Origin of the sequence: Pantoea sp. X85 (assembly GCF_029623675.1) — a bacterium.
In the GTDB taxonomy this organism is placed as follows: Bacteria; Pseudomonadota; Gammaproteobacteria; order Enterobacterales; family Enterobacteriaceae; genus Pantoea; species Pantoea leporis.
Window position 1 is genome coordinate 747,915 of record NZ_CP121109.1, and the last position, 24,025, is coordinate 771,939.

Here is a 24,025-nt window from a genome sequence, read left to right on the forward strand (position 1 = left end):
CGTGGCTCCTTACAACCGCGCGCGTTGTTGCCCGCGCATGGCCACTTTTTCCACATAGCGGAAAACAAAATCGGAACAGGTGGTGATGATCAAATAGATCACCGCGCCAACGCTGTAGAAGAAGAACGGCATTTGCGTCGAGTTGGAGGCGGTGGAGATCTGGTTCATGGTTTCCACCAAACCGGTGACCGAAACCAGCGCCGACTCCTTGATCACCGATTGCCACTGATTTCCCATGCCCGGCAGCGCGGTTTTCAGCGCCTGCGGCACGATCATGCGGCGGAACAGCATCAAACGGCCCATGCCCGTAACCGTTGCGGCTTCCAGCGTCCCATTCGGGATTGCGTAGAACGCACCGCGGAACACGCTACTTTGATATGCGCCGGAGATGAGGCCGATGGCAATCGCGCCGGCGACAAAGCCGTTCACGTCGAACGGACCTTGCAAGCCGAGACTTTCCCCGACAAACGACACCACCTGACGTCCACCAAAATAGAACAGGTAGATCACCAGCAGCTCCGGCACACCACGAAACAGCGTGATGTAGCCGTTGGCGAACCGCTGTTGCCAGCGCCCGCCAGCAATCTGCATCCAACACAGCAGGCTGCCAAGGATTGCGCCCAGCAGCCATGCACACAATGAAACGGTGACGGTCACTGTGGCGGCGTTAAGCAACACGCCGCCCCAACCTTCGTCACCAAAACCTAAGATTTGCCAATCAATAGCCATAAGCGCCTGGAATTACTCTTTAGGTGCGACGTTTTCGCCGAACCATTTTTCAGACAGCTGCTTCAGCGTGCCATCTTTGATCATGGAATTTAACGCCGAATCCAGCGCCGCTTTCAGCTCCGGATTGTTTTTCTGAATCGCGATAGCGGAACCCTGGCCCAACACGCCGCCCGAGAAACCGTAACCAGTGCTGTTCACCGTATCCGCATGCTTTTTCACATAGGCATTCAGGTTAGTGCGTGATGCCATTACCGCATCAACGCGGCCATTCAGCAGATCGGCGAAGGTTTCCGGGCCGGCCTGATACGTGCGAATCGTCGCCACATCCGCCAGATATTTGTTGAGGAAGTCCGCCTGAATGGTAGCAACCTGCACCGCAATGGTTTTGCCTTTGAATTTGGCTTTCAGCGCATCGATAGATTTGGTCATCGCGGCTTCGTCATCCGCCAGCACCACTTCGCCATTGCCTGGCAAGGTATCAACCGCGCTGCCCTTCAGGGTGACGAAACCTGAAACACTGACGGTGTACTGGCGGGAGAAATCTACCACTTCTTCACGCTTCGGCGTGACGGTCACGGCATCGATTACCGCGTCATATTTGCCGTCGACTAAACCCGGAATCATACCGGACCATTTCTGTGCCACGATTTCGTATTTGAAACCGGCTCGTTTAGCGATTTCAGCCACCATATCCGGCTCATAACCGACGATTTTGCCATTCGGCGTAGATTGGTTAAATGGCGGATAAGCGGCTTCGGTGGCGAATTTCAGCGTGCCAAAATCTTTTGCCTGCACCAGAGCGGAAGAGGCAAGCAGCAGCATGCCCACAGAAGCGGTAAACAGTCCTTTACGCATCATCATAAAACCTCGAAGTTCGTTATTTTGAGAGTAAATCAATGGCTAAACGGGCTAATGCCTGCGTGCCGGCATGGATACTGCGCTCGTCGGGTTGGTAATCCGAATTGTGCAGATGGTCGTCGCGTCCCGGTGCGCCGGATCCAATGTGGATCTGGCAACCTGGCGCGCGCTCGGTAAACAGCGAGAAATCTTCGGCACCAAAGCTGGCGCTCGGTTTGGCGATGATCGCTTTACCAAACTGATGCGACAAAATCGGTTCCAGCGCATCAATCAACGCATCGTCGTTCATCAACGGCGGTACACCGCGCTGATAATTGACCTCAACGCGCACATTCAGCGACAGCGCGACGCCCGCGCAGATACGTTTGAAGGCCTCTTCAATGTGCGCACGCGCCGCCGGTGATTTGGCGCGCACTGTGCCCTGAATCAGGCAGCTATCGGAAATAATATTGTGAGTGGTGCCGCCATGAATATGGCCGATGGTCAGCACCGCTGAATTGGCGGGATCGAGTTCGCGCGAAATAATGGTTTGCAGCTGGCTCACCAGATTGACGGCAGCAATGATCGGATCGGTTCCCATGTGCGGACGGGCCGCGTGCGTTGATTTACCGTGCACTACCACATCAAACTCATCGCTGGAAGCGGTGCTGGCGCCACGCGTTAGGCCGATTTCACCGGCGGCCAGTTCCGGTTTGTTGTGCAGCGTGATGGCCAGATCGACGCCATCTGCCGCGCCATCAGCAATCATCGCTTCGGCCCCGCTATCGGGCGTCTCTTCTGCTGGCTGGAAAATCAAACGTAACGTGCCATGCAGCTGCGCGCGATAGTGCGGCACTATCGCCGCCACGCCGAGCATCGTCGCGGTGTGAATATCGTGGCCGCAGGCGTGCATTTTGCCGGGATAGTGGCTGCTGAAAGGTAAGCCGGTTTGTTCGTGGATTGGCAACGCATCCATATCCGCGCGTAACAACACGGTTTTACCGGGATGCGCGCCGACAATATCAACCATCACGCCACTTCTGCCAACGCCGGTTTGCGGCGTCAGACCCAGGCGCAGCAGTTCCTGCTCAACGATGTGGGCGGTGCGGACGGTGTCGAAACCCAGCTCCGGATGCGCGTGTATATCACGGCGAATGGCGATGAGATGCGCCTGCATGCTTTCACTTTTGGCGCTGATGTCCCTGGCTAAAACATCTTTATGATCGGTCATATGCAAAGATCTTTTTCAGGCGTAAACCTGGCCTTTATGGCATTTTTATTAAAATTGACTCCGTATTTATTCACACCACCCGGCAGAATGCAACGCGCAATCCGTTGCTTTACTTGCTGAATTTTCGCGATATTTTGCTAATTCACTGCCTTGACAGGATAAAACCCCATGTCTGCATCATTAAGCAGTTATAACATTCATGATCCTGCGTGGATCATCAGTTTTACTGATTTCGTTATTGAACAAATATCAGCCGCTAACCTGCGCTAAAAGCCAATCGCGCACCGCCATCACCGGCGCCTGCTGGCGCGGACGGCGCGGCCACACCAGATACCAACCGGCATCCAGGGTCATTTGCTGCGTAAACGCGGGCACCAACCGTCCGCTGGTGAGATCGTTCTGCACGAAATGCGGGCTGGTGAGCGCAATGCCCTGCCCGCTGATCGCCGCTTCCAGCGCCAGCGCGGTTTGATTGAAACGCAGGTGATGCTGATGATGCAGCGATAAATTCGGGAAGGTAAACGCGAGAAATGCTGGCCACAGATGGTGACCATCGTGCAACAAGGCGTAGCGCTGACAGTTGTCGCTTGCTGCCGGATCGCCAAGCTCGGCTAACAGCATAGGACTCACCACCGCTAATACCGTTTGGCTAAACAGCAAAGTGGCATCAAGACCCGCGCCAAACGGTGGCCTGCCATAACGCACCGCTAAATCGACGCCTTCATGATGAAACTGCACCAGCCGCTCAGAAGCCAACACGCGCAGATCGATATCCGGCCATGCGGTGGTAAAGCCCGGTAAACGCGGCAGCATCCAGCGGCTGGCAAAGGTAGGTGTAACGCTCAGCGTTAAGCGATTCGGTTCTGGTCGCAGCGTGCGCGTGGCTTCATCGATCAATTCAAATGCCTGACGAATGCTGACCGCATAGCCCGCACCCGCGCCGGTCAGCGCCAGCGTGCGCGGCAATCGATCAAACAATTTCAGTCCAAGGCTGGCTTCCAGACCACGAATTTGCTGCGCCACCGCGCCCTGTGTGACGCCTAACTCTTCCGCCGCCAGACGAAAGTTAAGATGGCGCGTCACCGCTTCAAACACTTTCAACGCATTAAGCGGCGGAAGTTCGCTGAATCCCTGACTCATCCTGTAGTTTTCCTATCGTCAATTGGTAAACAGACTGACTCTCTGCTGCCAAAATTACCTTTTATACTGGGTTTAATCGATTTTAATTAACCGGAAGATCAATGATGACAGTAGAAAAAGTTGCAATAATCGTCGCCGGTGGCAGCGGCATGGGTGCAGCAGCAGCCGAGAAACTGGCAAACGATGGCTATAAAGTGGCAATCCTCTCCTCCTCCGGCAAAGGTGAAGCGCTGGCGGAGCGTCTGGGCGGTTTGGGCGTGACCGGTTCTAATCAGTCGGTAGCGGATCTGCAGAAGCTGGTGGATCAAACGCTGGCGCGCTGGGGCCGAATAGATGTGCTGGTGAACAGCGCCGGTCATGGTCCGCGCGCGCCGATTTTGGCGTTAACCGACGAGCAGTGGCAGCTTGGCATGGAAACCTATTTTTTAAATGTGGTACGCGCCACGCGTCTGGTCACGCCAATTATGCAGAAACAAGGCGGCGGCAGCATTATCAACATCTCCTCCGCGTGGACGTTTGAGCCAACCGATATGTTCCCGACCTCGGCGGTGTTCCGCGCCGGCCTGGCATCCTTCACCAAAATCTTTGCTGATGCCTACGCGGCCGATAACATCCGCATCAACAATGTGCTGCCTGGCTGGATCGACAGCTTGCCGAAAACCGGTGAACGTCAGGATAGCGTGCCATTACAGCGTTACGGCACGTCTGAAGAAGTGGCGGCGACCATCGCCTTCCTGGCTTCGCCTGGCGCAGCCTATATTACCGCTCAGAATATTCGTGTTGATGGTGGCGTGACGCGCAACGTTTAGCGAGTAAATGCGTAGTGTTCAGCCGCTCAGGGATCAGCGCCCTGTGCGGCTTTTCTTTTATTTATGGTTTACATTCCAGACCAAAAACAAGACTGGTCTCGTCGATTTCATTACCAGATAAAAGACAGAATAGTCTGATTCGCTGACAGGGATTTCTTACTTCAGCCAACAAACTTTCTTCTTAAATTCTGATTTGAGGTCGCTATGCAATCGATTTTACGTTCACGTTTCTCTTCTTTTCTGACAGTCGAACGCCGTGTAGTTTGGCAAATGATGTTTACCGGCTGCGCGGTATTCTGGATTTTGATGGTCGTCGCCATCATGAGCATTCGCTAAGCTAATGCGCCTGTAATCGGCCGGACAGCTGCTCCGGCGGTAACAACTCAAACGCCCGCTTCATCTCCCGCGCCTCTTCTGCCGGACTACGACCAAACAGCCTCTTGAACTCACGATTAAACTGCGAATCACTTTCATAGCCGACTCGCGCTGCGGCACCTGCGGCGGTAAGATTGTCGCGGATCATCATCAGACGCGCCTGATGCAATCGCAGCGATTTTAGATATTGAATCGGCGAGGTTTGCGTCACCGTTTTAAAATGCAGATGGAAGCGCGGCACGCTCATCCCGGCTTCATTCGCCAGATGCGGTACATCCAGCGGCTGACGCCAGTCGGCATGGATGCGCTGCAAAGCCCGCGCGATACGACCAAAATGGCCTTGATAAGTTAACGCTGCACGCACCGCGCCACCCTGCTCGCCCATTAATACGCGAAAACAGATCTCTTCGACCCGCGCGGGCCCCAACACTTTGGCTTCAAGCGGATCGCTCAACGCTTCCAGTAAACGCAGTGTGCTCTCCGCCAGGATTTTATTGATTGGTGTGGAGATGATGCCCGCCGGCGCAGCGGTTACCGCCGATTCACTGCTGGCCAGCTGCGCCACCAGCCGCGCCACCATGGCAACATCCAGACGAATCGCGATGCCCAGCAGCGGCTCTTCTGATGTGGCTTCCGTCTCGGCAGAAAACGGCAGCGGCACTGACAACACCAGATAGTGCTGCGCATCATAGCGATACATCTTGTCGGCGAGGAAAGCTCGCTTCGATCCCTGGCAAATAATAATGATGCTCGGCTCATACAGTACCGGCGTACGCGCCCACTGCCGATCGGCACGCATAAAGCGCACGCTATCAAGCAGTGATTCGGTATAGCCTTCCTGACGCGCCAGCTGGCTGAGTAAAGCGCAGGTGCGCTGTTGCACGGATTGCGACATAAATAATTTCCACTGAGATATTCAGGCAAAGCATAGCCATCAAGCTGCTGTTTGCACAATGCACGCGAGAGGATCAGGCAAAGATGCGCCACAATCCGGTCTGTTGCGCACTGCGTGATTTATCAACAATAGCCTCGTCAATTCAACGAGGAATGCATCATGAACACAGCGAAGAAAGTGATTATTTTGACAGGTGCCAGCAGCGGCATAGGCGAAGGTATTGCACGTCATCTGGCGCAGCAAGGTCATCAACTGGTGCTTGGCGCGCGCCGCACCGATCGTCTGCAAGCGTTAAGTGAAGCGCTGCGCTTTGGCGGCGCGAACGTGGATTATCTCGCTACCGACGTCACCCAACGCGCTGATATCCAGCAGCTGGCCGATTTTGCGCGGGAAAAATATGGCCGTATTGATGTGATGATCAACAATGCCGGCGTCATGCCGCTGTCACCCATGAGTTCAATGAAAGTCGATGAATGGGACTTGATGCTCGACGTCAATGTTCGCGGCGTGCTGTATGGCATTGCGGCGGTGCTGCCGACCATGCAGGCGCAGCAGTTTGGTCACATTATTAATATCGCCTCGGTTGGCGCGCTAACCGTTTCGCCGACCGCCGCCGTTTACTGCGCCACTAAATTCGCCGTACGCGCGATTTCCGATGGCCTGCGTCAGGAGTCGCAACATCTGCGGGTTACGGTGATCAATCCCGGCGTAGTCGAATCTGAACTGGCGGATAGCATCACCGATAGCACCGCGCGTGAAGCGATGAAAAGCTATCGCCAGATCGCGCTCCAGCCAGCAGCGATTGCCAACGCGGTGAGTTGGGCCATCGATCAACCTGGCGAAGTGGATACCAGTGAAATCACCGTGCGCCCTACTGCCAGCGCACATTAAGCAGTAACAACCGTGGCGATTTCAGGCTGAAATCGCCAGCTTTCACTCCTCGCGCTTGAGCCGTGCAGCGGCACTTTCTGTCGCCGCACGTCGGCGAGCAATAAAATCCTGCATCTGGCTTTTTGCCTCGGCCAAACGTTGCGGCGAGGCGCTGCGCGGTGAACCTGAATGGAATGGCGGCGCCGGATCGTACTCCATCTGCAGCTGGATATTTTCTGCGATTTCACGTCCAAGCAGCTCTTCCGCTACGGTTAACGCAAAATCAATGCCCGAGGTGACGCCCGCGCCAGTGATGCGGTTGCGATCGCGCACCACGCGTTCGGCTACTGGCATGGCACCGAGCAAGCTCAGCTGATCAAGCGAACCCCAATGCGACGTCGCGCGATATCCCTGCAACAATCCCGCAGCACCTAACACCAGCGAACCGGTACACACCGAAGTTACCCACTTGGCGTTCTCCGCCATACGACGGACAAAATCCAGCGTTTCGTCATCGTCCATCAGCGCAATTTGTCCGGGACCGCCAGGAATGCAGATCAAATCGAGTTGTGGGCAATCGTTAAAAGTTACGGTGGGTACGATCGCCAGCCCGCGATCCGACATCACCGGCTGGCGATCTTTCCAAATCAGATAATTGTTAGCGTTGGGCATGCGGGCAAACACTTCCCACGGACCGGTGAGATCGAGCTGCGTGAGGTTGGGGAACAGCAGCAGACCAATATTAAAGGACATCTTTCGCTCCAGATCGCAGGAAGTTGTAAAAAATGCAGGCATGTAGCGGTTAAAGCCAACCGGCCTTTTTCAGCCGCCACCACATCACGCAGCAGATAACAACAGTAATGCCCACCACGGCGGGATAGCCAAAGTGCGTGTGCAACTCCGGCATATCGGGGAAGTTCATGCCGTACATACTGAAAATGATGGTGGGTACAATCAGGATCGCCCCCCAACCGGCGAGCTTTTTGTTTACTTCGCTTTGCTGCACCGACACCAGCGCCAGATTCACCTGCATCGCGCTGGTGAGCATTTCGCGCATGTCTTCCGCATCGATCATCACGTGATGCGCGTGGTCCTGTACGTCACGCAGATAGGCGCGCAGATTTTTCGGGATGATATCTTCGTGGAAGCGCACCAGCTGCTGGCAGATTTCCGTCACCGGCAGCGCCGCATTGCGTAGCGCCAGCAGTTCACGGCGCAGATGATAGACGTTTTGCAACGCGTCGCTGTCAAAACGCGTAGTAAACATGCCCTGTTCCAGCCCGCCAATGCGATCGTTAAGTGATTCGGTGATTTTGCTGTAGTTATCGACGATGAAATCGAGGATGCAATAGAGCGCATAACCCGGACCTTCACACAGTAATGCGTGGTTCTTTTCGGCTTTGGTGCGGATGTCGGCATAACCTTCCGATGAACCGTGACGCACGGTGATCAGGAAGTTTTTGCCAAGGAAGAAGTGGGTTTCGCCGAAGGTGATGCGCTGCAAATCGTCCATGTGCGCGGTTTTTACCACAATAAATACCGAATCGCCGTACTGCTCAATCTTAGGTCGCTGATGCGCTACCAGCGCATCTTCAATTGCCAGTTCGTGCAGGCTGAACTCCTGCTGCAGCGTCTGCATAAAGGCCGGTTCGGGTTGGTACAAACCCATCCAGACAAAGAATTTCTCTTCTTTTAATACTTCACTAATATCAGCGATGTCGACATGCTCTTCACGCTTACCGTGGCGATACGCTACGCAATTAATGACCATATTCGCGCCGTCCTTGTTGTTTTCACTTTTTTTCATTTTAGCCTTAAAGCTCGCGTACCATTTCGACGCAGGGAAGATCGGCTTGCGCCAGCGCCGAGGGATAAAGCGTCTCACGCACCACACGAAAACCGTGGCGCAGATAAAAGCCTCTCGCGTTGGGCGTGGCGGCGAGCGTCAGTTTATCAAAACCCCGCTGACGCGCTTCATCGATGATTGCCTGCATGATGGCGCTGGCATAACCTTTGCCGTTGCAGGCGGGCAGCGTGAAGATCGCTTCAACGCTGCCGTTGTGCAAGTCAAGAAATCCGGTCGCGGCCACGCCATATTCAGCATCCTCAACCACATAAAACGGATGGCTTCTGACCGCCTCGAAATAGCCGGACGGTAACGCATCGGGTGTCCATGCGCTGATAACATCAGCGGGATAAACGCCCCGGCAACCGTGGCGAATGGCAAGGTTGCGGATGCGCCACAACGTGGCCGTTTCATCACAGCGGGCTAAACGCGGTTTCATACGTTTTCCTCTATGCTAGTAATCCGTGGAGTATCACAGTAACAAAACTCATCAGGAAGATAACGCCGATCTCGGCTACAAAAGGTTACGACAATGCAACTCACTTCATCACGTTTGTTTCTTCGTCCGGTTGAACCCACCGATGTTCAGCGCCTGTTTGCCATCTATGGCGATCCTAAAACCAACATGTTCAATCCGGCGGGTCCGTTTCCCGATTTAGCCTTTGCAGAAGAAGTGTTAAATCGCTGGCTGGCGCACTGGCAATCCTTTCCCTTTGGTAACTGGGCAATTTGCCTGCGGGAACAGCCGGATGAGGTTATCGGATTTGGTGGTTTATCGGTGCGCGAGTTTGCTGGCAAGCCGGTAAATAATCTTGGCTATCGTCTGGCGAAAGAGGCATGGGGAAAAGGTTATGCCACCGAGTTTGCACGAAGGGTTATCGCTTATGGCTTCGATGAATGCCAGCTTCCGGTTATTGATGCGGCGGTGCGTTAGGATCATATTGCATCACAGCAGGTACTGGAAAAGGCGGGACTGCGCTGTTACGGCCAGGTTCACGATGTTCCGGGCGCGCCCGCCAGTTTGGTATATGAATTACGTGCGCAAACCTGGCGCGATCAGGGCACGCCAAAGTAACGTAGCAACGCGGTCATTAGCGCGGCACCGATAATCACCAGGATTAACGGTGTGCGCCGCCAGGCCAAAAACACCGCAAACAGCACGCCGGCGATGCGCGCCACGCCGGCGAAATGCGTGCCTTCAAACAGCGCGGTGGTGACGGCCACCGCCAGCAGCAAAACGGTGGCAGCATCGGATAGCATATTGCGTGCGCGATCCGACATCTGCATGCGGCTGCCCAGGCGATAACCGGCGAAACGAATCGCATAAGTGCCTACCGCCAGCAGCGCGATGCCGCCAATGATCAGATTATTTTGCATTTTTACGCTCCCGCCAGCTCAGTAATCCCAGCAGTGAAAACAGCACCGGCATGCCCGCTGGCACAAACGGTGTCGCCAGCACAGACAGCGTGGTGCCGAGCGTAGCGGGGATCAGCGTACGACGCTGACGCAGCGCCGGGAATATCAGGGCAATCAGGATCGCTGGGAACACCGCATCCAGACCAATGGCCGATACGTCGGGAATGAAGCGCCCGATCACCGCACCGCCAATGACCGACAGCGGCCAGATGGTGAAAATACCTAATCCGCAAATCCAGTACGCGGCACGACGTTGCGCCAGTTTTGGCTGGGAAATACCAAACACCACGCTTTCATCATTCATGATGTGGCATCCCAACAAACTGCGGCTGCCTTTACCAACCAGATCTTTCACCGCAATGCCAAACGGCAGATGACGCGCGTTGACCAGCAAACCCGCCGCCGCCGCCGTTAACGGACTGCCGCCGCCAGCCACGATGCCGATAAACAGGAATTCCGACGCGCCCGCCAGCACCAGCGTTGATAGTGCAATCGGCACCCACAGCGGAAACCCTTCCGCTGCCGCCAGCGAACCGTAAGAGAGCCCGACAATGCCGTCGGCAAGACAAACCAGGAAAATGGCTTTTATTACTCCGCGATCAAGCGGTACTGCACCCAGACGCATCACAATTTGATCTCATATCGAACAGGAAAGCCGTTATAATGAACGCGCAAGAATCGTTTTACAAGACGAACAAATCGTTCGATATAAAGAACAGGAGAGGGTTTGACCACGCCAATTGATATTATTGCTGTCGGATTACTGCGCGAACGTCAGCGCGCGGGGCTTTCACTGACAGAGGTGGCGCGTCGTGCCGGCATCGCCAAATCTACGCTGTCGCAGCTCGAAGCGGGCAATGGCAATCCCAGCCTTGAAACGTTGTGGGCGCTGTGTGTGGCGCTGAACATTCCTTTCGCGCGTTTGATGGAGCCGGAAGTGAAGCGATTGCAGGTAATTCGCCGTGGCGAAGGCATGATCGTCTCGGCGGAGATGGCGGATTATCAGGCAGCATTGCTTGCAAGCTGCCCGCCCGGCGGACGCCGCGATCTCTATCTGGTCACCAGCCAACCGGGCGCGCCGCGCGATTCAAAACCGCATCCGCCGGGCTCGGTGGAGCATGTGATTATCGCGCGTGGCCGGGCGCTGGTTGGGCCGCGCGATGCGCCGGTCGAACTGCATCCCGGCGACTACATTTGCTATCCCGCTGACGAACCGCATGTGTTCGAAGCCTTAGAGCCGGATACCATGGCGGTGCAGCTGTCGGAGCAGAATTGAGCGTCGGTGGGTCAGGTCGCCATAAATGTCGCCACTATGGAATTGCAGAGTGACCATCAGAATTTCCTATTATTAAATCCGATGATTCGCGTGCGGCGCGGTGGCATGCTGTGGTTTTCGCCGCTAAGAATCAGGAACATATGGACATTATTCCCGCCCGACCTCATCACGCCGCTGCCATTCAGAAAATCTACGCCTGGCATGTGCTGCACGGCACCGCGACCTTTGAAACTGAACCACCTTCGGCGAGCGAAATGCAGAATCGCGTGCAGGATGTGCAGCAGCGCGGCGGTTTTTGGCTGGTGGCGCAGGAGGATGATCAGGTGTTGGGTTACTGCTATCTGGCGCCGTATCGCCCGCGCTATGCCTATCGCTTTACGCTGGAGGATTCGATTTACCTCGATCAGCAGCAAACCGGCAGAGGCATTGGTCGCGCACTGTTGCAAAAAGCCATTGCGCTGGCAGAAGCGGCGGGATTTCGCCAAATCATCGCGATTGTTGGCGATAGCGCGAATGCCGGATCGCTGGGATTACACCGGGCGCTCGGTTTTGAGCACACCGGTGTAATGAAATCAGTGGGATTCAAACATGGCCGCTGGCTGGATACCGTAGTGATGCAGCGTTCACTCGGTCACGGCGACAGCCAGCCGCCAGAACGTTAAACGACTGCCTCCATCGCGATCATACGATGCGTGCCCTTTTCCAGCAGATCGCGATCGTGGCTCACCAGCAACACCGCGCACTGCTGCTCGCGCGCCAGCGAGGTGATGAGCTGGATGGTTTGCTGCTGCACCAGCGGATCCAGACGCGATGTAGGTTCATCGGCAAACAGAAATACCGGATCCAGCAGCATCACGCGTAACAGCGAGAAGCGCTGCAGCTCGCCGCCCGACAGTGAATCGGGACGACGCGTCAGCAGTTCCGGCGTCAGCGCCAATTGCTCCATCAGCGCATCCCGCCGCGTGGAGGCGATGCGATGACGGCGCAACACATCGTCCAGGCTTTGCGCCAGCGTGCGGGTCGGTGGGAACAGCGCAGACGGATCCTGATAAATCTTCTGGTATTTCAGCCCATCGACCGCCGCATGCCGCGTCACCTTGCCTTGCTGCGGGGTTAGCAGGCCGAGCAGCACATCGCCAAAGCTACTTTTACCGCTGCCGCTGGCACCGTGTAATCCAACGATTTCCCCGGCGTGCAGCCTGAAGTCTTGCGGCACGCCGAGCGATTTACCGCCGCGCTGCAAGCGGATGCCCTCAGCGCTCACCACCGGTTTACTGCCCATAACGGTTTGTTGCCGTGCAGGCCAGGCGGTGGGATCGGCGGCGAGTAATTCACGCGTATAGCGCTGCTGCGGTTCATGTAACACCTGTTCCGCCCTGCCCTGCTCGATCACCTTGCCTTTATGCATCACGATCACCTCACCGCTCAACTGGCGGGCCAGCGCGATGTCGTGGGTGATGGTGAGCAGTGTGCCGCCGTCGGCCACTTCCCGGCGCAGTAAGGCCGCTACCTCATCACGACGCGCCACATCCAGCCCTTTGGTTGGTTCATCGGCAATCAGTATCTCCGCGCCACCTGCTCGTGCGGCGGCAAAGGCGGCGCGCTGCGCCATCCCGCCGGAGAGTTGCCACGGAAAACGCGGCGCCGCATCCTGTAAACCAAGCTGTTGTAAATCGCGCTGGGCCGACAGTGCGCTGGTGGATTTCGCCTGTCCGCGTACATAACGATAGCCTTCCGCAATCTGCTGAAGCACTGACATGGTGGGATCCAGCGACAGCCACGGCTCCTGAGGCAGCGACGCTAATGTGCGGCCCCATAATTCACGCAACAATCCGGCATCCTGCGGCAGGGTAAAACGCTGTTCGTTGATGATTAGCGTACCGCTGGCCTGTAAATCGTCAGGCAAAATGCCCATGACCGCTTGTGCCAGCAGGCTTTTACCTGAACCGGTTTCACCCAGCAAGGTCAGCGGTTGTCCGGGCTGCAAGGTGAAATCAACCGGTTCCACCAGCGTGGCGTTGGCGGTTGTGACGCTGATGCCGATAACCTGTAATCCTTTCATTTACGCTCCTCTTTCATTAACAGATTCAGGCTGATCAACAGTAGAAACAGCGCGATTACCGGCTGCATTAACAGCCACGGCGCTTCCCAGGCAAACGGCAGCAGTTCGGTCATCATTAAACCCAGTTCTGGCGTCGGCGGACGTACGCCGACGCTGATAAAGCCAAGCGCAGAGACCGCCATGATGGCGCTGCTGAACGAGAACAGAGTCAACGTGGTTAATACCGGCGCTAACGCTGGCCACAGGTGTCGGCGGAAACGGTAGAACGCCGAAAAACCGAGCAACTTTGAGGCCTGCATGCCGGGTGCCTGCACAATCGGGCGCAGGGTTGCGCGCGTGACGCGGAAGAACTCCACCCACAGCACCAGCGAAATCCCCAGCCACAACATGCCGGGAGAATCCGGCGCAATCGCCGCTAACAGCAGCACCAGCAGCAATCCCGGCAGCGCCAGACACATATCGCCGAGCATGCTGAGCAGACGATCCAGCCAGCCGCCATACAGTGCGCTGAATACGCCAGCCAGCACGCCCGCAAGCAGTGCGCTCATCACACAGAGCGCCGCGAGACCCAGCGAAAGGCGCAACGCGGCACTGAGGCGCGGCAGCATGTCGCGACCAAGATGATCAAACCCGAGAAGATTGGCGCCGCTCGGCGCGTGCAGCATTTGCAGCAGATCCTGTTCCAGCGGGTCGCCGTGATGAATCAGAGGCAGCAGGAAGGCGAAACCAAGCAGCAAGCACAACAGCAGCAGGCCGATAAGACGCGAAAATGAAATTGTCATGCGCGTGCTCCTCTGGGATCAAGCAGATGACAACCCGCATCCACCAGCATATTCAGCAGCACGAACAGCAGTCCGAGCGTCATGGCGCTGGCCTGAATCACCGGCACATCGCGGGCGAAGATGGCATGCACCAGCGCGTGACCAATGCCAGGCCAGGCAAACAGCGTTTCGACCACCACTACGCCTTCCACCAGCCAGACAAACTGCATGCCGAACCAGGTCAATACCGGCGATGCGAGGTTGCGCAATCCATGACGACGCAATAACGTTGCGGGCGCTAATCCTTTCTGCGCGCCCCAGCGGTAATAGCCCGAGCTGACAACCTGATACGTGGCTTCACGCACCACGCGCACGCCCACCGCGGTTAACGACAATGCCAGCGTCAACGATGGCAATAGAAAATGACGCAGCTCGCCATGCCCGGCGCTGGGCAGCCAATCGAGCTGCAGCGCCAGCAGGACAATCAGCAGCATGCCCAGCGCAAAATGCGGTACCGATTTCAGCAGTGCGCTCAGCCAGAATAATGCGCGGTCGAGCTTGCCATTGGCATGGCATCCCGCCCATATACCCAGCGGCAAGGTGAACAGTATCGTCAGGAAAAGCGATGAACCTGCCAGCGCCAGCGTTTGACTCAGCTGCCAGCGCAGTTCATCCATCACCGGTTCGCCGGAGACCAGCGAACGACCAAAGTTGAACTGCAGCAGATCGAATAGCCAGTGCAGCAACGCGCTGCCCTGCTGCAGCGAGCCACTCAGTTCTTGCTGCACCCGCGCCACCGCGTTGGCATCCACACGATCGTAGCCATAACGACCGCTGGCAATGCGCCATGCCATATCGCCGGGCAAGGACTGCACCAAAAACCAGGTGAGTAATCCCACCGCCAACACCACAAAAGCTGCCTGCGCTACGCGCCAGCCAAGTAGTTTGAACATCATTGATCCCACTCCATCTGACGCAGACCAAAGTGGCGTTCAAACGGATCGAGCGTGACGTTTTTCAGCTTGCTGTTAATCGCGGCCGATTGCTGATACCAGGCAATCGGGATCACTGGCAAATCCTGCTGTAACGAGGCAGTGATCAGGTTACGCGCCTGCGCACGTTCTGCCGTGTCAGTGGATTGCGTTAAGGTGTGCAATGCCGCGCTAAAACCGGCCGGATGCCAGTTCATCGCGCCCCAGTCGCCGCCCTTTTCCGCATAATCCTGCAGTAACGTGCCGGTGGGATCAGGCGTGAGTGCAAAGTTGCGGGAAAACAGCGCCAGTTGTAGACGATTGCTGTGATGCTGCGCCGGAATTTCGCTGGCGTTGGTGGAGTTGATCTTCACTTCAATGCCGACTTTGCGCAGCTGCTGCTGGATAACCATCGCCATCAGCGGCAGTTCGGGACGATCGGGGAAGGTCAGCAGCGTCACACTAAAGCGCTGGCCGTTACGTGCTAACACGCCATCTGCACCCATTTTCCAACCCGCCGCCTGCAGTTGCTGTGCCGCCTGCTGCGGATTGAATTGCAACGGTTGCAGTGCGTTGTTGTGCCATTCACCCATATTCGGCGGGAATAACTGAGTGGCCGAGCCCGGATAACGCAATACCGCCATCACCAGCGCGTTACGGTCTATCGCCATGCTGATCGCTGCACGCACCGGCTGTTCGGCTAACAGCGGATCGCCCGCATTGAGTTTCAGCATCAGCGTGCGCGGCACCGGAATGGCCGGCAGTTGTAGCGCTGGCTTGCGCGCTAAACGCTGACGGCTGGCAGCATCCAGGTTGAATACGTAATCCGCGTCGCCGCTTTCCGCCAGCAAGGCGCGTGTTTCGGCGCGCCCGGAAGAGAGATAGCTGGCAGCCGCAATCGCTGGCTTTTTGCCCCAGTAATCTTCAAAACGTTTTACTGCCAGCGATTGCGGTGGCTGGAATGACGTCAGCATAAACGGGCCGCTGCCGATGATGCGGGTGATGTTGCCCTGCGCATCCCAGCTAGCCAACGCCAGAATCTGGGAACGGCTCTCTGCTAAAACCGAAAGCAGCGGCGTAAATGGTTCGCTCAAGGTGATGGTGACGCGTTGCCCTTCCCCGCTGATAGCGGTGATCGGCGTTTTATCCAGCAGACCCGCTTTGCTGCGCGCGGTGTTGAGTGATTTCACCACCGCGGCCGCATCCAATGGCGATCCATCATGGAAGCGTACGTTGGGACGCAAATTCAATTGCCATTGCAAACCATCTGCCGATACCTGCCAGCTTTGCGCCAGCGCCGGAATGGGCTCGGCGCGTTCGTTCACTTCCACCAGCGTTTCCACCACATCCATTCGCAACAAAATGTCGCCGGAGAGTGCGGGATCGGCGCCTTTGATTTCAAACGGTGCCGCAATGCGCACCGTTTTATCCTGATGTTCAGCCGCCATTGAGGCGTAAGAAGCCAGGCCTAACGCCGAAGCGATAAGCAATTTTTTCATTGATTTCATTAAGATTTCCGACTGAAGCCGCTACATATTATGTGAGTTAATTACGTTATAACATAACAATACACATTTCAACACAGATTGCTGGCAAAGACAGGTGATTGACGCTGCGCGCAGTGCTTTTGCTGCGCTATGCTGAAAACGAACGTTTACTTTATGGAGCAGCAGAGATGCCAGAAATCGTTGTGTATGCGGCAGAAGGTCGCACGATTGAGCAGAAAAAGAAGTTGTTGAGAGCCGTCACCGCGGCGGTGGCAGATTCGTTTGAGATCGATGCTAATTCAGTGACAGTTTCCATTATCGAAACGCCAAAACATCATAAGTCGAAAGGTGGCGTGCCGTTTGATGAGCGTTGAGTCGGGTGTATGCCTAAAAGCCCCAATGGGGCTTTTATTATTCAGAGGATAAAGACGGCTGGCCCTTTATCTTCAATCGTGTTGAGAATGCGTAATGCCGCTTTGTTTGGCTTGCTTTCGTTGCGCTCCCACTTGGATACGCTTTCCACAGACATTCCGGTGGTTAACGCCAGCGCTGCTTGCGACATATTCCAGCGCAGTCGCACTGCTTTAATTTCTATACCACTCATCGTACGTACTGGAGGAATGTTACGCGCTTCTATAGCAGCGTTAATTTCGGCAACTGTTTCATCTTTCACTGCTCCAAGCTGATTATAACGTTGCGCCATGCTCTGGATTTTTTTTAAACGATCAGTCATTACAGTTTACCTCAATCAACTCTTTAACTTTAACTAACGCCTCGATTAGCTCGTCGGGCATAGCAATGAAATCTCGCGCGATGCTGCAATAGGCATCAATTTCATCGTCTTCTAACTCTTTGCCTTTCTTCTTCGAAAGCTGACTTTTTAAATACATATCAAAAAAGTAAAGATTTTTCCCATCATTGAAAAATACTATGCAGCGCGCCCCATCAGAAGCACCGATGCCAGGTAAACCGACTCGCTTCTTATAAGTAAATCGACCCAGGCAATCGCCGTGAAGCCCGGCAAAAATGGACATCGCTGCCTTACACAAAATTTTGTCGTTGATGCGTGCTTTTAAACGTTCTTCCTGAAATTCTGGCGTGAGATAAATTCCCATGGTCGCTTCCTTGCCACTCTTTAATCCGTAAGCATTACTATAGTCATGCTTACGGGTAAGATCAATTTTCATGCGCTTGCTGGCGTATCCCAATCGCCTGAAAGTCAGTATCATAGACGTTCTGCCGCTTACCAGGATAAGTGAACCCGCCCACTATGACCGACCAAACTCAACTATTTTCGCGGCTGACTTTTACCCTTGCTGATAACAGCCGCACGCCGCTGTACAAACGCTTTGCCACTGCAATTAAAGATGCGGTGCGTGATGGCGTGTTAGTGCATGAAGAGATCCTGCCGAGTGAGCGTGACTTCAGCCAGTCGCTGAACATTTCGCGCATTACCGTGCGTAAAGCCATGGATGCGCTGGAAAAAGAGGGCGTGGTATTGCGCTCTCGAGGCTACGGTACGCAAATCTGCAGCCAGTTAGAGTACTCACTGAAAGAGCCGAAAGGCTTGTCGCAGCAAGCGGTATTGCGTGGTAAAAAGCCCGACACCGTGTGGATTAACAAAAGCAAAATCCATTGCGATGCAGAAATCGCTGAGAAATTGGGGCTGGACAAAGGCAGCGAAGTGTATTTGCTGAAACGTATTCGTTATGTCGATCAGCAAGCGGTGTCGGTGGAAGAATCCTGGGTGCCGGCGCGCTATATCGCTAATGCGGATGAGATTGGCATTTCGCTTTACGACTATTTCCACCAGCAACAAATTCTGCCGGTAAAATCGCAAAGCAGAGTGAGTGCTCGCATGCCTAATGAGGCGCTGCAGCAGCAGATCGCCCTACCCGACAACGTACCTGTTTTGGTGATCAAGCAGCTGGCGTTAGATGCGCAGGGCAATCCGCTGGAGTACAGCATTAGCTACTGTCGTAGCGATATGTATGTGTTTATTGCGGAGTAAGGCGCTGTTGCCAGTAAGCTGTTAACGTGGCGCGATCGGGCGCGCAATCGCCGCCGCGTTGTGACACCACAAAAGACGCCACCGCGTTGCCCAGCGCGACGCTTTCTGCCAGCGACCAACCCGACGCTAATCCCGCCAGTAATCCACCCGCGTGGCTGTCGCCTGCGCCGATAGTATCGACCACTTTTGTCGGCAGCGCCGGCATCCAGCCCTGGGTTTCCGCGTTAACGAAACCGGCGCCTTCGCTATCAAGTCGCACCACCATCGCGCCACCGAATCGCTGCTGCCAGCACGTCATTAACTTATGCGCATCAAAGGGTTCTGTTTGATTCATACGTTCATGCCACAGCAGTTCGGCTTCCTGTCTGTTCACTGTAATCAGTGGATGGCACGCCATAACGCGTTCGAAATGCGCATCACCGATATCCGCCAGACGCGGACCGAAATCCACCAGCAACTGATACGGCTGGCTTTGCTGCTCCAGCCAGTCGATCAGCACATCACCGCTTTTGCTGGTGAGCTGATAGCCGGAAAGGTAGATCCAGCGATTGGCCAGCTGCGGCAACGTGTTCAGCAGCGCTGCATCCCACTGATTTTCCACGCCGCTCACTGACAGAAAAGTACGCTCGCCATCAGGTTCCACTAACGCTAAACACCAGCCGTTATCGCCTTTCGCCGTTTCCAGCACGCTGTGGATGCCATATTCCGTCAGCTTCTGCCGCACTATGCTGGCCCAAGTGCCGTTGCCGAGCGGCAGCGCATTGATGGACGGGATGCCAAGCCGGTGCAGCGCAATCGCCACATTTAGCGCACAGCCGCCCACGTTGACGCCCTGCTGATGGAGCTCAATATCGCTGCCACGATGGGGCAACGAGTAAGCGTCAGCAATCACATCCACTACCGCCGCACCAATCACAAGCACTGGCAGACGGCTTTCAAGTCTCTGCAGATCATCAGGCGTCAACATAAGCGGCCTCGCGCTGCTGGCGGAAACGCGTGAATGCAGCGCTGTAACGAGTGAAATCCAGCGCGTTAGCTGCATCCAGCTCGGCTTTCAAGGCAACGTCGATGCTGTCGATGCCGTGCAGCGCGCCGCAAATGGCCACCGCCATCGCGCCGATGGTATCGGTATCGCCGCCGAGGTTAGCGCAAAGGATCGCGCAGCGATTAGGATCGGTCTCGGCCAATTCCACCATCGCAATCGCCGCCGGTACCGATTCAATGGTGCCGGTTCCGGTGCCCACCAAATCGTAAATCTTCTGCATGGTGGATTCCACGCCCCTGCCCTGCGCGACCACGCTTAACGCCAGTTCGAGGCGTGCCGCCATTGATGCGCTAAAGGTGGTGACACGCTTTTCCTGCGCCGCGCGTGCGATCGCAGGCAGTTCATCGCGGATCGTTGCCCAGCTGGCACCGTCAATGGCGCGTGAAACAGCCCATGCAATCACCGTCGCGCCGGAAATCGCGACATCCGATTTATGCGTTGGGCTCGACGCCAGTGCGACGGCATCGATGAATGCCGGTAAATCGCGTGCTGGCAGCAGACAGCCGAGCGGTGACACACGCATCGCTGCGCCGTTAGTCATGCCGTTATTTTCCAGCTGCGACACCGGCGTGCCGGCTTTCATGGCGTTGAGCGCGATTTTTGAGGTCGGTCCAAGCACGTTTTTGTTGAAGGCATCAAACGACTCAGCCCACTGCAAAATATTCGCACCAATGGTTTCGGCGTTGATCTCGCCATCGTGCGATACGATCGCATCAGCCAACGCCAGCGCCATAGAAGTGTCATCGGTAAAGGCCGCCCGGCCAAAGTAGCAGGCGGCGTTGTTCTCAGCCGGACCGGGCAGGAAGCGATCGATCCAGCCAAAGTGCTGCTTCACGCGTGAGCGCGGCCATAATTCGGATGGCATGCCCATCGCATCGCCCAGCGCCTGGCCGTAAAACGCGCCTAAAATCCGTTTTTCTTGCGTTGTCATCGTCATGGTGAAATCTCTTATTTATGGCTGTCAGCGGTTGCTGAATTTTCGAAAGCGGTAAGTTCATCGCTGCGTTTTTTGCCGTCGCGGAACAGGACGATAAAGGCGATGGTGATCATTACGATCATCACGCTGCCAAACATCCACATGCCTGCCCAGTTGAAAGTCTGCCCGTCGCGGGGTTGGTCGTAGGCGAACATTTCCTGCATCAGATAGCCGCCAAGGCGGTAACCCAGCAGGCTGCCGATACCCTGACAGGCCAGCGTGATCAGCCCTTGCGCAGCATTACGCATCGCCACTGGCGCTTTCTTATCAACGTAGATGTAAGCGGTGATGAAGTAGAAATCGTAGCTGACGCCGTGCAGCAGAATGCCCATGAACAGCAAGCCGTAAGTCAGCATGTTTTGATCGCCACCGAACACGAAGAACACGTAGCGCAGTGCGGCGGTGGTTAATCCCAGCAGCAGCACTTTGCCGATGCCAAAGCGTTTGATGAAGAACGGCAGCGCCAGCAGGAAGAAGATTTCCGAAACCTGGCCGAGCGTCATCCAACCGGTGGCGTGCGGTAAGCCGACTTCCGTCAGATAGCCTTCGGCAAAAATGTAGTAAAACGCCAGCGGCATGCTGAACAGGAAGGAGCAGACGAAGAACACGAGGAAGCTGCGATCCTTCAGCAGATGCAGCGCATCCAGACCAAGCGCGACGCGCAGGCTGAATTTGCCGGTGCTTTTCGGCTCGGTGGCGGGCAACGTCAGGGCAAAAATGCCCAGTAACAGCGAGCTTGCGGCGGTGATCAATAACGGCACGTTGCTGGCTGAGATATCGCCATAGCCCAGCAGCGGCGGCAGGAAACCACAAACGATGCCGGACGCGATCCAGCCAAGGGTGCCCATGACGCGAATGCGCGGGTAATCACGCTCCACATCCGCGACGTGCGAAAACGCGATGCTATTGGTTAAGGCGATGGTGGGCATGTAAGTGAGCGCATACAGCAATAGCAACGGGAAGAAACCGCCGAAATGCGTTTGCTGAGCTGCGAAGAACATCAGAATCGATCCGACGATTGTTAGCAGCGACAACACTTTCTGCGCCTGGAAGAAGCGATCGGCCAGCGATCCGACAAGGATCGGCGACAGGATGGCGGCTATCGAAGTACAGGCGTAACACCAGGCTATCTCAACCGGCGAGAAGCCGTTTTTGCTGAGAAATGCCCAGAGCGGTACAAACCATGCGCCCCAGATAAACCACTCAAGAAACATCATGAACGACAGTTTTGGGATTGTTGTTTTCATTTAAAAGGACTCCCCGGTGTAGGTGGAGGCAAATCTAACACCGGATATAATACCTTTGTAATACCACTGGTGGATTTTTTGAACTGGTCCACAACATTTTAAATGATGGGCAACGGTATGAGATGCGAGATATCTGGGGGCGGAGGATGGGAATAAGGGCGCGCCTGACGCGCCCTGTGATGCTTAGCGGCGGTTTTTCCATACCGTCTGAATATTGCAGAATTCGTGGACGCCAAAGCTTGACAGTTCACGACCATAGCCGCTCTTCTTCACGCCTCCAATCGCAACTCGCGGATCTGACGCACCATTGCCATTGATAAATACCGCGCCGGTCTCGAGTTTTTCCGCCAGTTCGTTGGCCAGCGCTTCGTTGCCGCTCCACACTGTTGCACTCAGCCCGAATTCGCTGTCGTTTGCCAGCTCAAGGGCATGTTGTGCATCACGAGCGACACTAATTGCTGCGACCGGGCCAAAGATCTCTTGCTGGAATGCGGTCATGCCTGGTGTGACATCGGCGAGGATCGTCGGGGCGTAATAGTTGCCTGGGCCGTCGATCTTATGGCCGCCTAATACCAAACGTGCGCCTTCCTTGATGGTCTGCTGCACTTGATTATCCAGCTCGTCACGCAGATCGTAACGCGCCATTGGTCCGATGTAGGTATCTTCTGCCAAAGGATCGCCGATCTTCAATGCCTGTACCGCTGCGCTGAAACGCGCCTCAAACGCTTCTGCGACGCTTTCTTCAATGATGAAGCGCTTGGCTGCCATGCAGACCTGTCCTGTGTTCTGATAGCGTCCTGTGACCGCTGAGGCTACCGCAGCATCCAGATCTGCATCCGCCAGCACAATAAAAGGATCTGCGCCGCCCAGTTCAAGCACGGTTTTCTTCAGTACCGCACCGGCTTGCGCTGCAATTGCACCGCCTGCACGCACGCTGCCGGTTACCGCTACAGCGGCAATACGTGGATCTTTGATCGCGGCCGAAACGCCATCGTTATCGACGTTGATCACGGTAAAGCCGCCTTTAGGCAGTTCGGTGGCGTCAAAAAGTGACTTCATCAGGTTGGCGGATCCCATTACGCTTGGCGCGTGCTTGAGCACGTAGGTATTGCCCGCCAGCAAGATGCTGACTGCGCCGCGCAGAACCTGCCAGTAAGGGAAGTTCCATGGCATTACAGCAAGGATCACACCAAGTGGGCGAAATGACTGCCACGCTTGCTGGTTTTCTACCAGCGTTGGTTTGTCGGCCAGGATCGCCGGACCATGCTCTGCATACCAGTCACACAGATTGGCGCATTTCAGTACTTCAGCGCGTGCCTGAGCGATCGGTTTGCCCATTTCCAGTGTGGCCATGGTTGCGAGCTCATCCTGACGCTGGCGAATCTGTTCAGCCAGTTGACGCAGCACTTTCACTCGCTGCGGCATCGCGGTATAGCGCCATTCTGCATAGGCATCAGCACTTTGCTGCAATGCGGCTTTCAACTCGGCTGCGCTCTGCAGCGGATAGGTTGCGAGGATTTCGCCGGTAGTCGGGTTACGGGAGATAACGTTGTCAGTCATGGAAGATGTCCTCGTCATAAGTGATGTGATGTTCGATGAAGTTCACTTTACGCCGGGATATAGTTTCTTAAAAATGAATAATAATGAGGAAGTTGTTCATTTATGAAGAAGAATAAGGATCCTGATCGCACATAACTGATGATTTGGTGGGATCAAAGGGGATGTTATTGCAATGGAGCTGTTTTAAACATTTTGCCGGTCTAAAGCCGCGCCAGTCCGGGCGTTACTAAGTTATACAGTGAATAGATCTTAAAGAAAGATCATATAGAGATCTTAAAGAGATCCTAAGAGATCCCCGATCGTCGCAGGCCGCACCCCACAAGGGCTCAGAAGGTGATCGCGTTCACTATAATGAGTAAAGTGTTCACTGGAGTCAGTAGTTTATTCACTATAGAGAGTAGAATGTTCACTATAAACAGTGTTAATGTTCACTGTAATCAGAAAACGACCCTTTTCATCCACAGAATGAAGATCTCAGGCT

General features: G+C 55.3%; 27 protein-coding genes and 1 pseudogene. 8 read left to right on the forward strand and 20 right to left on the reverse strand.

The window, feature by feature from the left end:
- Window positions 1-9: 9 nt before the first annotated feature.
- From P6287_RS23040 to P6287_RS23055, 4 genes are all read right to left on the reverse strand, one after another.
- On the reverse strand, window positions 10-729 hold the full coding sequence (locus tag P6287_RS23040) for an ABC transporter permease subunit (RefSeq protein ID WP_217547707.1): 720 nt from the start codon (window positions 727-729) through the stop codon (window positions 10-12).
- 12 nt (window positions 730-741) lie between these two features.
- Window positions 742-1,590 (reverse strand): transporter substrate-binding domain-containing protein, encoded by an 849-nt coding sequence (locus tag P6287_RS23045; protein WP_176970607.1) that lies wholly within the window; start codon window positions 1,588-1,590, stop codon window positions 742-744.
- 16 nt (window positions 1,591-1,606) lie between these two features.
- Window positions 1,607-2,797, reverse strand: a complete 1,191-nt coding sequence (locus P6287_RS23050; protein WP_110867032.1) for a M20 family metallopeptidase — start codon at window positions 2,795-2,797, stop codon at window positions 1,607-1,609.
- 249 nt (window positions 2,798-3,046) lie between these two features.
- Window positions 3,047-3,937 carry a LysR substrate-binding domain-containing protein gene (locus P6287_RS23055; RefSeq protein ID WP_277975145.1) on the reverse strand — a complete coding sequence of 297 codons (891 nt, stop codon included), beginning with the start codon at window positions 3,935-3,937 and terminating at the stop codon, window positions 3,047-3,049.
- A 104-nt stretch (window positions 3,938-4,041) separates the two neighbouring features.
- On the opposite strand from P6287_RS23055, the gene P6287_RS23060 reads away from it, so the two are divergent.
- Together P6287_RS23060 and P6287_RS23065 are read left to right on the forward strand one after the other, a co-directional pair.
- On the forward strand, window positions 4,042-4,746 hold the full coding sequence (locus tag P6287_RS23060) for an SDR family oxidoreductase (protein WP_192414745.1): 705 nt from the start codon (window positions 4,042-4,044) through the stop codon (window positions 4,744-4,746).
- A gap of 204 nt (window positions 4,747-4,950) precedes the next feature.
- Entirely contained in the window at window positions 4,951-5,082 is a 132-nt protein-coding gene (locus tag P6287_RS23065) for a hypothetical protein (protein ID WP_255421535.1), read from the forward strand.
- Between the two features lies 1 nt (window position 5,083).
- Here P6287_RS23065 and P6287_RS23070 read toward each other — a convergent pair whose 3' ends face one another.
- Window positions 5,084-6,016, reverse strand: coding sequence for an AraC family transcriptional regulator (locus tag P6287_RS23070; RefSeq protein ID WP_192414717.1), 933 nt, complete (start codon window positions 6,014-6,016; stop codon window positions 5,084-5,086).
- Between the two features lie 159 nt (window positions 6,017-6,175).
- Between P6287_RS23070 and P6287_RS23075 the strand changes: the two genes are divergently transcribed.
- Window positions 6,176-6,907, forward strand: coding sequence for an SDR family oxidoreductase (locus P6287_RS23075; protein ID WP_210080090.1), 732 nt, complete (start codon window positions 6,176-6,178; stop codon window positions 6,905-6,907).
- 42 nt (window positions 6,908-6,949) lie between these two features.
- On the opposite strand, the gene P6287_RS23080 is transcribed toward P6287_RS23075, so the two are convergent.
- The 3 genes from P6287_RS23080 to P6287_RS23090 are packed head-to-tail and all read right to left on the reverse strand — an operon-like array spanning window position 6,950 to window position 9,171.
- On the reverse strand, window positions 6,950-7,639 hold the full coding sequence (locus tag P6287_RS23080) for a DJ-1/PfpI family protein (RefSeq protein WP_277975146.1): 690 nt from the start codon (window positions 7,637-7,639) through the stop codon (window positions 6,950-6,952).
- A 49-nt stretch (window positions 7,640-7,688) separates the two neighbouring features.
- Window positions 7,689-8,657 carry a magnesium/cobalt transporter CorA gene (corA, locus tag P6287_RS23085; RefSeq protein ID WP_277975353.1) on the reverse strand — a complete coding sequence of 323 codons (969 nt, stop codon included), beginning with the start codon at window positions 8,655-8,657 and terminating at the stop codon, window positions 7,689-7,691.
- Between the two features lie 43 nt (window positions 8,658-8,700).
- Window positions 8,701-9,171: a GNAT family N-acetyltransferase gene (locus tag P6287_RS23090; protein ID WP_277975147.1), complete on the reverse strand. Its 471-nt coding sequence runs from the start codon at window positions 9,169-9,171 to the stop codon at window positions 8,701-8,703.
- Window positions 9,172-9,264: 93 nt separating this feature from the next.
- Here P6287_RS23090 and P6287_RS23095 point away from each other — a divergent pair.
- A pseudogene (locus P6287_RS23095) lies at window positions 9,265-9,807 on the forward strand (GNAT family N-acetyltransferase).
- Here P6287_RS23095 and P6287_RS23100 read toward each other — a convergent pair.
- Window positions 9,789-10,109, reverse strand: coding sequence for an AzlD domain-containing protein (locus tag P6287_RS23100; protein ID WP_008109204.1), 321 nt, complete (start codon window positions 10,107-10,109; stop codon window positions 9,789-9,791). The pseudogene P6287_RS23095 and the gene P6287_RS23100 overlap by 19 nt on opposite strands.
- Window positions 10,099-10,773 (reverse strand): AzlC family ABC transporter permease, encoded by a 675-nt coding sequence (locus P6287_RS23105; RefSeq protein ID WP_110867038.1) that lies wholly within the window; start codon window positions 10,771-10,773, stop codon window positions 10,099-10,101. The genes P6287_RS23100 and P6287_RS23105 overlap by 11 nt, the downstream gene beginning before the upstream one ends.
- A gap of 102 nt (window positions 10,774-10,875) precedes the next feature.
- Here P6287_RS23105 and P6287_RS23110 point away from each other — a divergent pair, with 102 nt between their 5' ends.
- On the forward strand, window positions 10,876-11,424 hold the full coding sequence (locus P6287_RS23110; protein WP_192235427.1) for an XRE family transcriptional regulator: 549 nt from the start codon (window positions 10,876-10,878) through the stop codon (window positions 11,422-11,424).
- Window positions 11,425-11,564: 140 nt separating this feature from the next.
- Window positions 11,565-12,086: a GNAT family N-acetyltransferase gene (locus P6287_RS23115; protein ID WP_101761152.1), complete on the forward strand. Its 522-nt coding sequence runs from the start codon at window positions 11,565-11,567 to the stop codon at window positions 12,084-12,086.
- Here P6287_RS23115 and P6287_RS23120 read toward each other — a convergent pair.
- The 4 genes from P6287_RS23120 to P6287_RS23135 are packed head-to-tail and all read right to left on the reverse strand — an operon-like array spanning window position 12,083 to window position 16,726.
- Entirely contained in the window at window positions 12,083-13,486 is a 1,404-nt protein-coding gene (locus P6287_RS23120; protein ID WP_277975148.1) for an ATP-binding cassette domain-containing protein, read from the reverse strand. The genes P6287_RS23115 and P6287_RS23120 overlap by 4 nt on opposite strands.
- On the reverse strand, window positions 13,483-14,268 hold the full coding sequence (locus P6287_RS23125) for an ABC transporter permease (RefSeq protein WP_101761154.1): 786 nt from the start codon (window positions 14,266-14,268) through the stop codon (window positions 13,483-13,485). Before P6287_RS23125 ends, P6287_RS23120 begins: the two co-directional genes overlap by 4 nt.
- Window positions 14,265-15,200 carry an ABC transporter permease gene (locus P6287_RS23130; protein WP_277975354.1) on the reverse strand — a complete coding sequence of 312 codons (936 nt, stop codon included), beginning with the start codon at window positions 15,198-15,200 and terminating at the stop codon, window positions 14,265-14,267. The genes P6287_RS23125 and P6287_RS23130 overlap by 4 nt, the downstream gene beginning before the upstream one ends.
- Complete coding sequence (locus tag P6287_RS23135) at window positions 15,200-16,726, reverse strand: ABC transporter substrate-binding protein (RefSeq protein WP_277975149.1); 1,527 nt, start codon at window positions 16,724-16,726, stop codon at window positions 15,200-15,202. Before P6287_RS23135 ends, P6287_RS23130 begins: the two co-directional genes overlap by 1 nt.
- Window positions 16,727-16,893: 167 nt before the next feature.
- On the opposite strand from P6287_RS23135, the gene P6287_RS23140 reads away from it, so the two are divergent.
- Entirely contained in the window at window positions 16,894-17,079 is a 186-nt protein-coding gene (locus P6287_RS23140) for a tautomerase family protein (protein WP_008109189.1), read from the forward strand.
- A 41-nt stretch (window positions 17,080-17,120) separates the two neighbouring features.
- On the opposite strand, the gene P6287_RS23145 is transcribed toward P6287_RS23140, so the two are convergent.
- Both P6287_RS23145 and P6287_RS23150 read right to left on the reverse strand, forming a co-directional pair.
- Window positions 17,121-17,438: a helix-turn-helix domain-containing protein gene (locus P6287_RS23145; protein WP_277975150.1), complete on the reverse strand. Its 318-nt coding sequence runs from the start codon at window positions 17,436-17,438 to the stop codon at window positions 17,121-17,123.
- Window positions 17,431-17,892 (reverse strand): type II toxin-antitoxin system RelE/ParE family toxin, encoded by a 462-nt coding sequence (locus P6287_RS23150; RefSeq protein ID WP_277975151.1) that lies wholly within the window; start codon window positions 17,890-17,892, stop codon window positions 17,431-17,433. Before P6287_RS23150 ends, P6287_RS23145 begins: the two co-directional genes overlap by 8 nt.
- Before the next feature lie 83 nt (window positions 17,893-17,975).
- Between P6287_RS23150 and P6287_RS23155 the strand changes: the two genes are divergently transcribed.
- Complete coding sequence (locus tag P6287_RS23155; RefSeq protein WP_277975152.1) at window positions 17,976-18,716, forward strand: GntR family transcriptional regulator; 741 nt, start codon at window positions 17,976-17,978, stop codon at window positions 18,714-18,716.
- On the opposite strand, the gene P6287_RS23160 is transcribed toward P6287_RS23155, so the two are convergent.
- From P6287_RS23160 to P6287_RS23175, 4 genes are all read right to left on the reverse strand, one after another.
- Entirely contained in the window at window positions 18,703-19,683 is a 981-nt protein-coding gene (locus tag P6287_RS23160) for a PfkB family carbohydrate kinase (protein ID WP_192414700.1), read from the reverse strand. The genes P6287_RS23155 and P6287_RS23160 overlap by 14 nt on opposite strands.
- The gene (locus P6287_RS23165; protein ID WP_277975355.1) at window positions 19,670-20,692 is read right to left on the reverse strand and encodes an ADP-ribosylglycohydrolase family protein; all 1,023 of its coding nucleotides are present in this window, start codon (window positions 20,690-20,692) and stop codon (window positions 19,670-19,672) included. Before P6287_RS23165 ends, P6287_RS23160 begins: the two co-directional genes overlap by 14 nt.
- A gap of 17 nt (window positions 20,693-20,709) precedes the next feature.
- The gene (locus P6287_RS23170) at window positions 20,710-21,984 is read right to left on the reverse strand and encodes a nucleoside permease (RefSeq protein WP_271460611.1); all 1,275 of its coding nucleotides are present in this window, start codon (window positions 21,982-21,984) and stop codon (window positions 20,710-20,712) included.
- Window positions 21,985-22,167: 183 nt separating this feature from the next.
- Window positions 22,168-23,544, reverse strand: a complete 1,377-nt coding sequence (locus P6287_RS23175; protein WP_277975153.1) for an aldehyde dehydrogenase family protein — start codon at window positions 23,542-23,544, stop codon at window positions 22,168-22,170.
- Between the last annotated feature and the right edge of the window lie 481 nt (window positions 23,545-24,025).

Bases quoted from the DNA above. Each gene is read 5' to 3' on its own strand.
- P6287_RS23040 (WP_217547707.1), bottom strand. From the start codon at position 729: ATGGCTATTGATTGGCAAATCTTAGGTTTTGGTGACGAAGGTTGGGGC.
- P6287_RS23045 (WP_176970607.1), bottom strand. From the start codon at position 1,590: ATGATGATGCGTAAAGGACTGTTTACCGCTTCTGTGGGCATGCTGCTG.
- P6287_RS23050 (WP_110867032.1), bottom strand. From the start codon at position 2,797: ATGACCGATCATAAAGATGTTTTAGCCAGGGACATCAGCGCCAAAAGT.
- P6287_RS23055 (WP_277975145.1), bottom strand. From the start codon at position 3,937: ATGAGTCAGGGATTCAGCGAACTTCCGCCGCTTAATGCGTTGAAAGTG.
- P6287_RS23060 (WP_192414745.1), top strand. From the start codon at position 4,042: ATGACAGTAGAAAAAGTTGCAATAATCGTCGCCGGTGGCAGCGGCATG.
- P6287_RS23065 (WP_255421535.1), top strand. From the start codon at position 4,951: ATGCAATCGATTTTACGTTCACGTTTCTCTTCTTTTCTGACAGTCGAA.
- P6287_RS23070 (WP_192414717.1), bottom strand. From the start codon at position 6,016: ATGTCGCAATCCGTGCAACAGCGCACCTGCGCTTTACTCAGCCAGCTG.
- P6287_RS23075 (WP_210080090.1), top strand. From the start codon at position 6,176: ATGAACACAGCGAAGAAAGTGATTATTTTGACAGGTGCCAGCAGCGGC.
- P6287_RS23080 (WP_277975146.1), bottom strand. From the start codon at position 7,639: ATGTCCTTTAATATTGGTCTGCTGCTGTTCCCCAACCTCACGCAGCTC.
- corA (WP_277975353.1), bottom strand. From the start codon at position 8,657: ATGGTCATTAATTGCGTAGCGTATCGCCACGGTAAGCGTGAAGAGCAT.
- P6287_RS23090 (WP_277975147.1), bottom strand. From the start codon at position 9,171: ATGAAACCGCGTTTAGCCCGCTGTGATGAAACGGCCACGTTGTGGCGC.
- P6287_RS23100 (WP_008109204.1), bottom strand. From the start codon at position 10,109: ATGCAAAATAATCTGATCATTGGCGGCATCGCGCTGCTGGCGGTAGGC.
- P6287_RS23105 (WP_110867038.1), bottom strand. From the start codon at position 10,773: ATGCGTCTGGGTGCAGTACCGCTTGATCGCGGAGTAATAAAAGCCATT.
- P6287_RS23115 (WP_101761152.1), top strand. From the start codon at position 11,565: ATGGACATTATTCCCGCCCGACCTCATCACGCCGCTGCCATTCAGAAA.
- P6287_RS23120 (WP_277975148.1), bottom strand. From the start codon at position 13,486: ATGAAAGGATTACAGGTTATCGGCATCAGCGTCACAACCGCCAACGCC.
- P6287_RS23125 (WP_101761154.1), bottom strand. From the start codon at position 14,268: ATGACAATTTCATTTTCGCGTCTTATCGGCCTGCTGCTGTTGTGCTTG.
- P6287_RS23130 (WP_277975354.1), bottom strand. From the start codon at position 15,200: ATGTTCAAACTACTTGGCTGGCGCGTAGCGCAGGCAGCTTTTGTGGTG.
- P6287_RS23135 (WP_277975149.1), bottom strand. From the start codon at position 16,726: ATGAAATCAATGAAAAAATTGCTTATCGCTTCGGCGTTAGGCCTGGCT.
- P6287_RS23140 (WP_008109189.1), top strand. From the start codon at position 16,894: ATGCCAGAAATCGTTGTGTATGCGGCAGAAGGTCGCACGATTGAGCAG.
- P6287_RS23145 (WP_277975150.1), bottom strand. From the start codon at position 17,438: ATGACTGATCGTTTAAAAAAAATCCAGAGCATGGCGCAACGTTATAAT.
- P6287_RS23150 (WP_277975151.1), bottom strand. From the start codon at position 17,892: ATGAAAATTGATCTTACCCGTAAGCATGACTATAGTAATGCTTACGGA.
- P6287_RS23155 (WP_277975152.1), top strand. From the start codon at position 17,976: ATGACCGACCAAACTCAACTATTTTCGCGGCTGACTTTTACCCTTGCT.
- P6287_RS23160 (WP_192414700.1), bottom strand. From the start codon at position 19,683: ATGTTGACGCCTGATGATCTGCAGAGACTTGAAAGCCGTCTGCCAGTG.
- P6287_RS23165 (WP_277975355.1), bottom strand. From the start codon at position 20,692: ATGACAACGCAAGAAAAACGGATTTTAGGCGCGTTTTACGGCCAGGCG.
- P6287_RS23170 (WP_271460611.1), bottom strand. From the start codon at position 21,984: ATGAAAACAACAATCCCAAAACTGTCGTTCATGATGTTTCTTGAGTGG.
- P6287_RS23175 (WP_277975153.1), bottom strand. From the start codon at position 23,544: ATGACTGACAACGTTATCTCCCGTAACCCGACTACCGGCGAAATCCTC.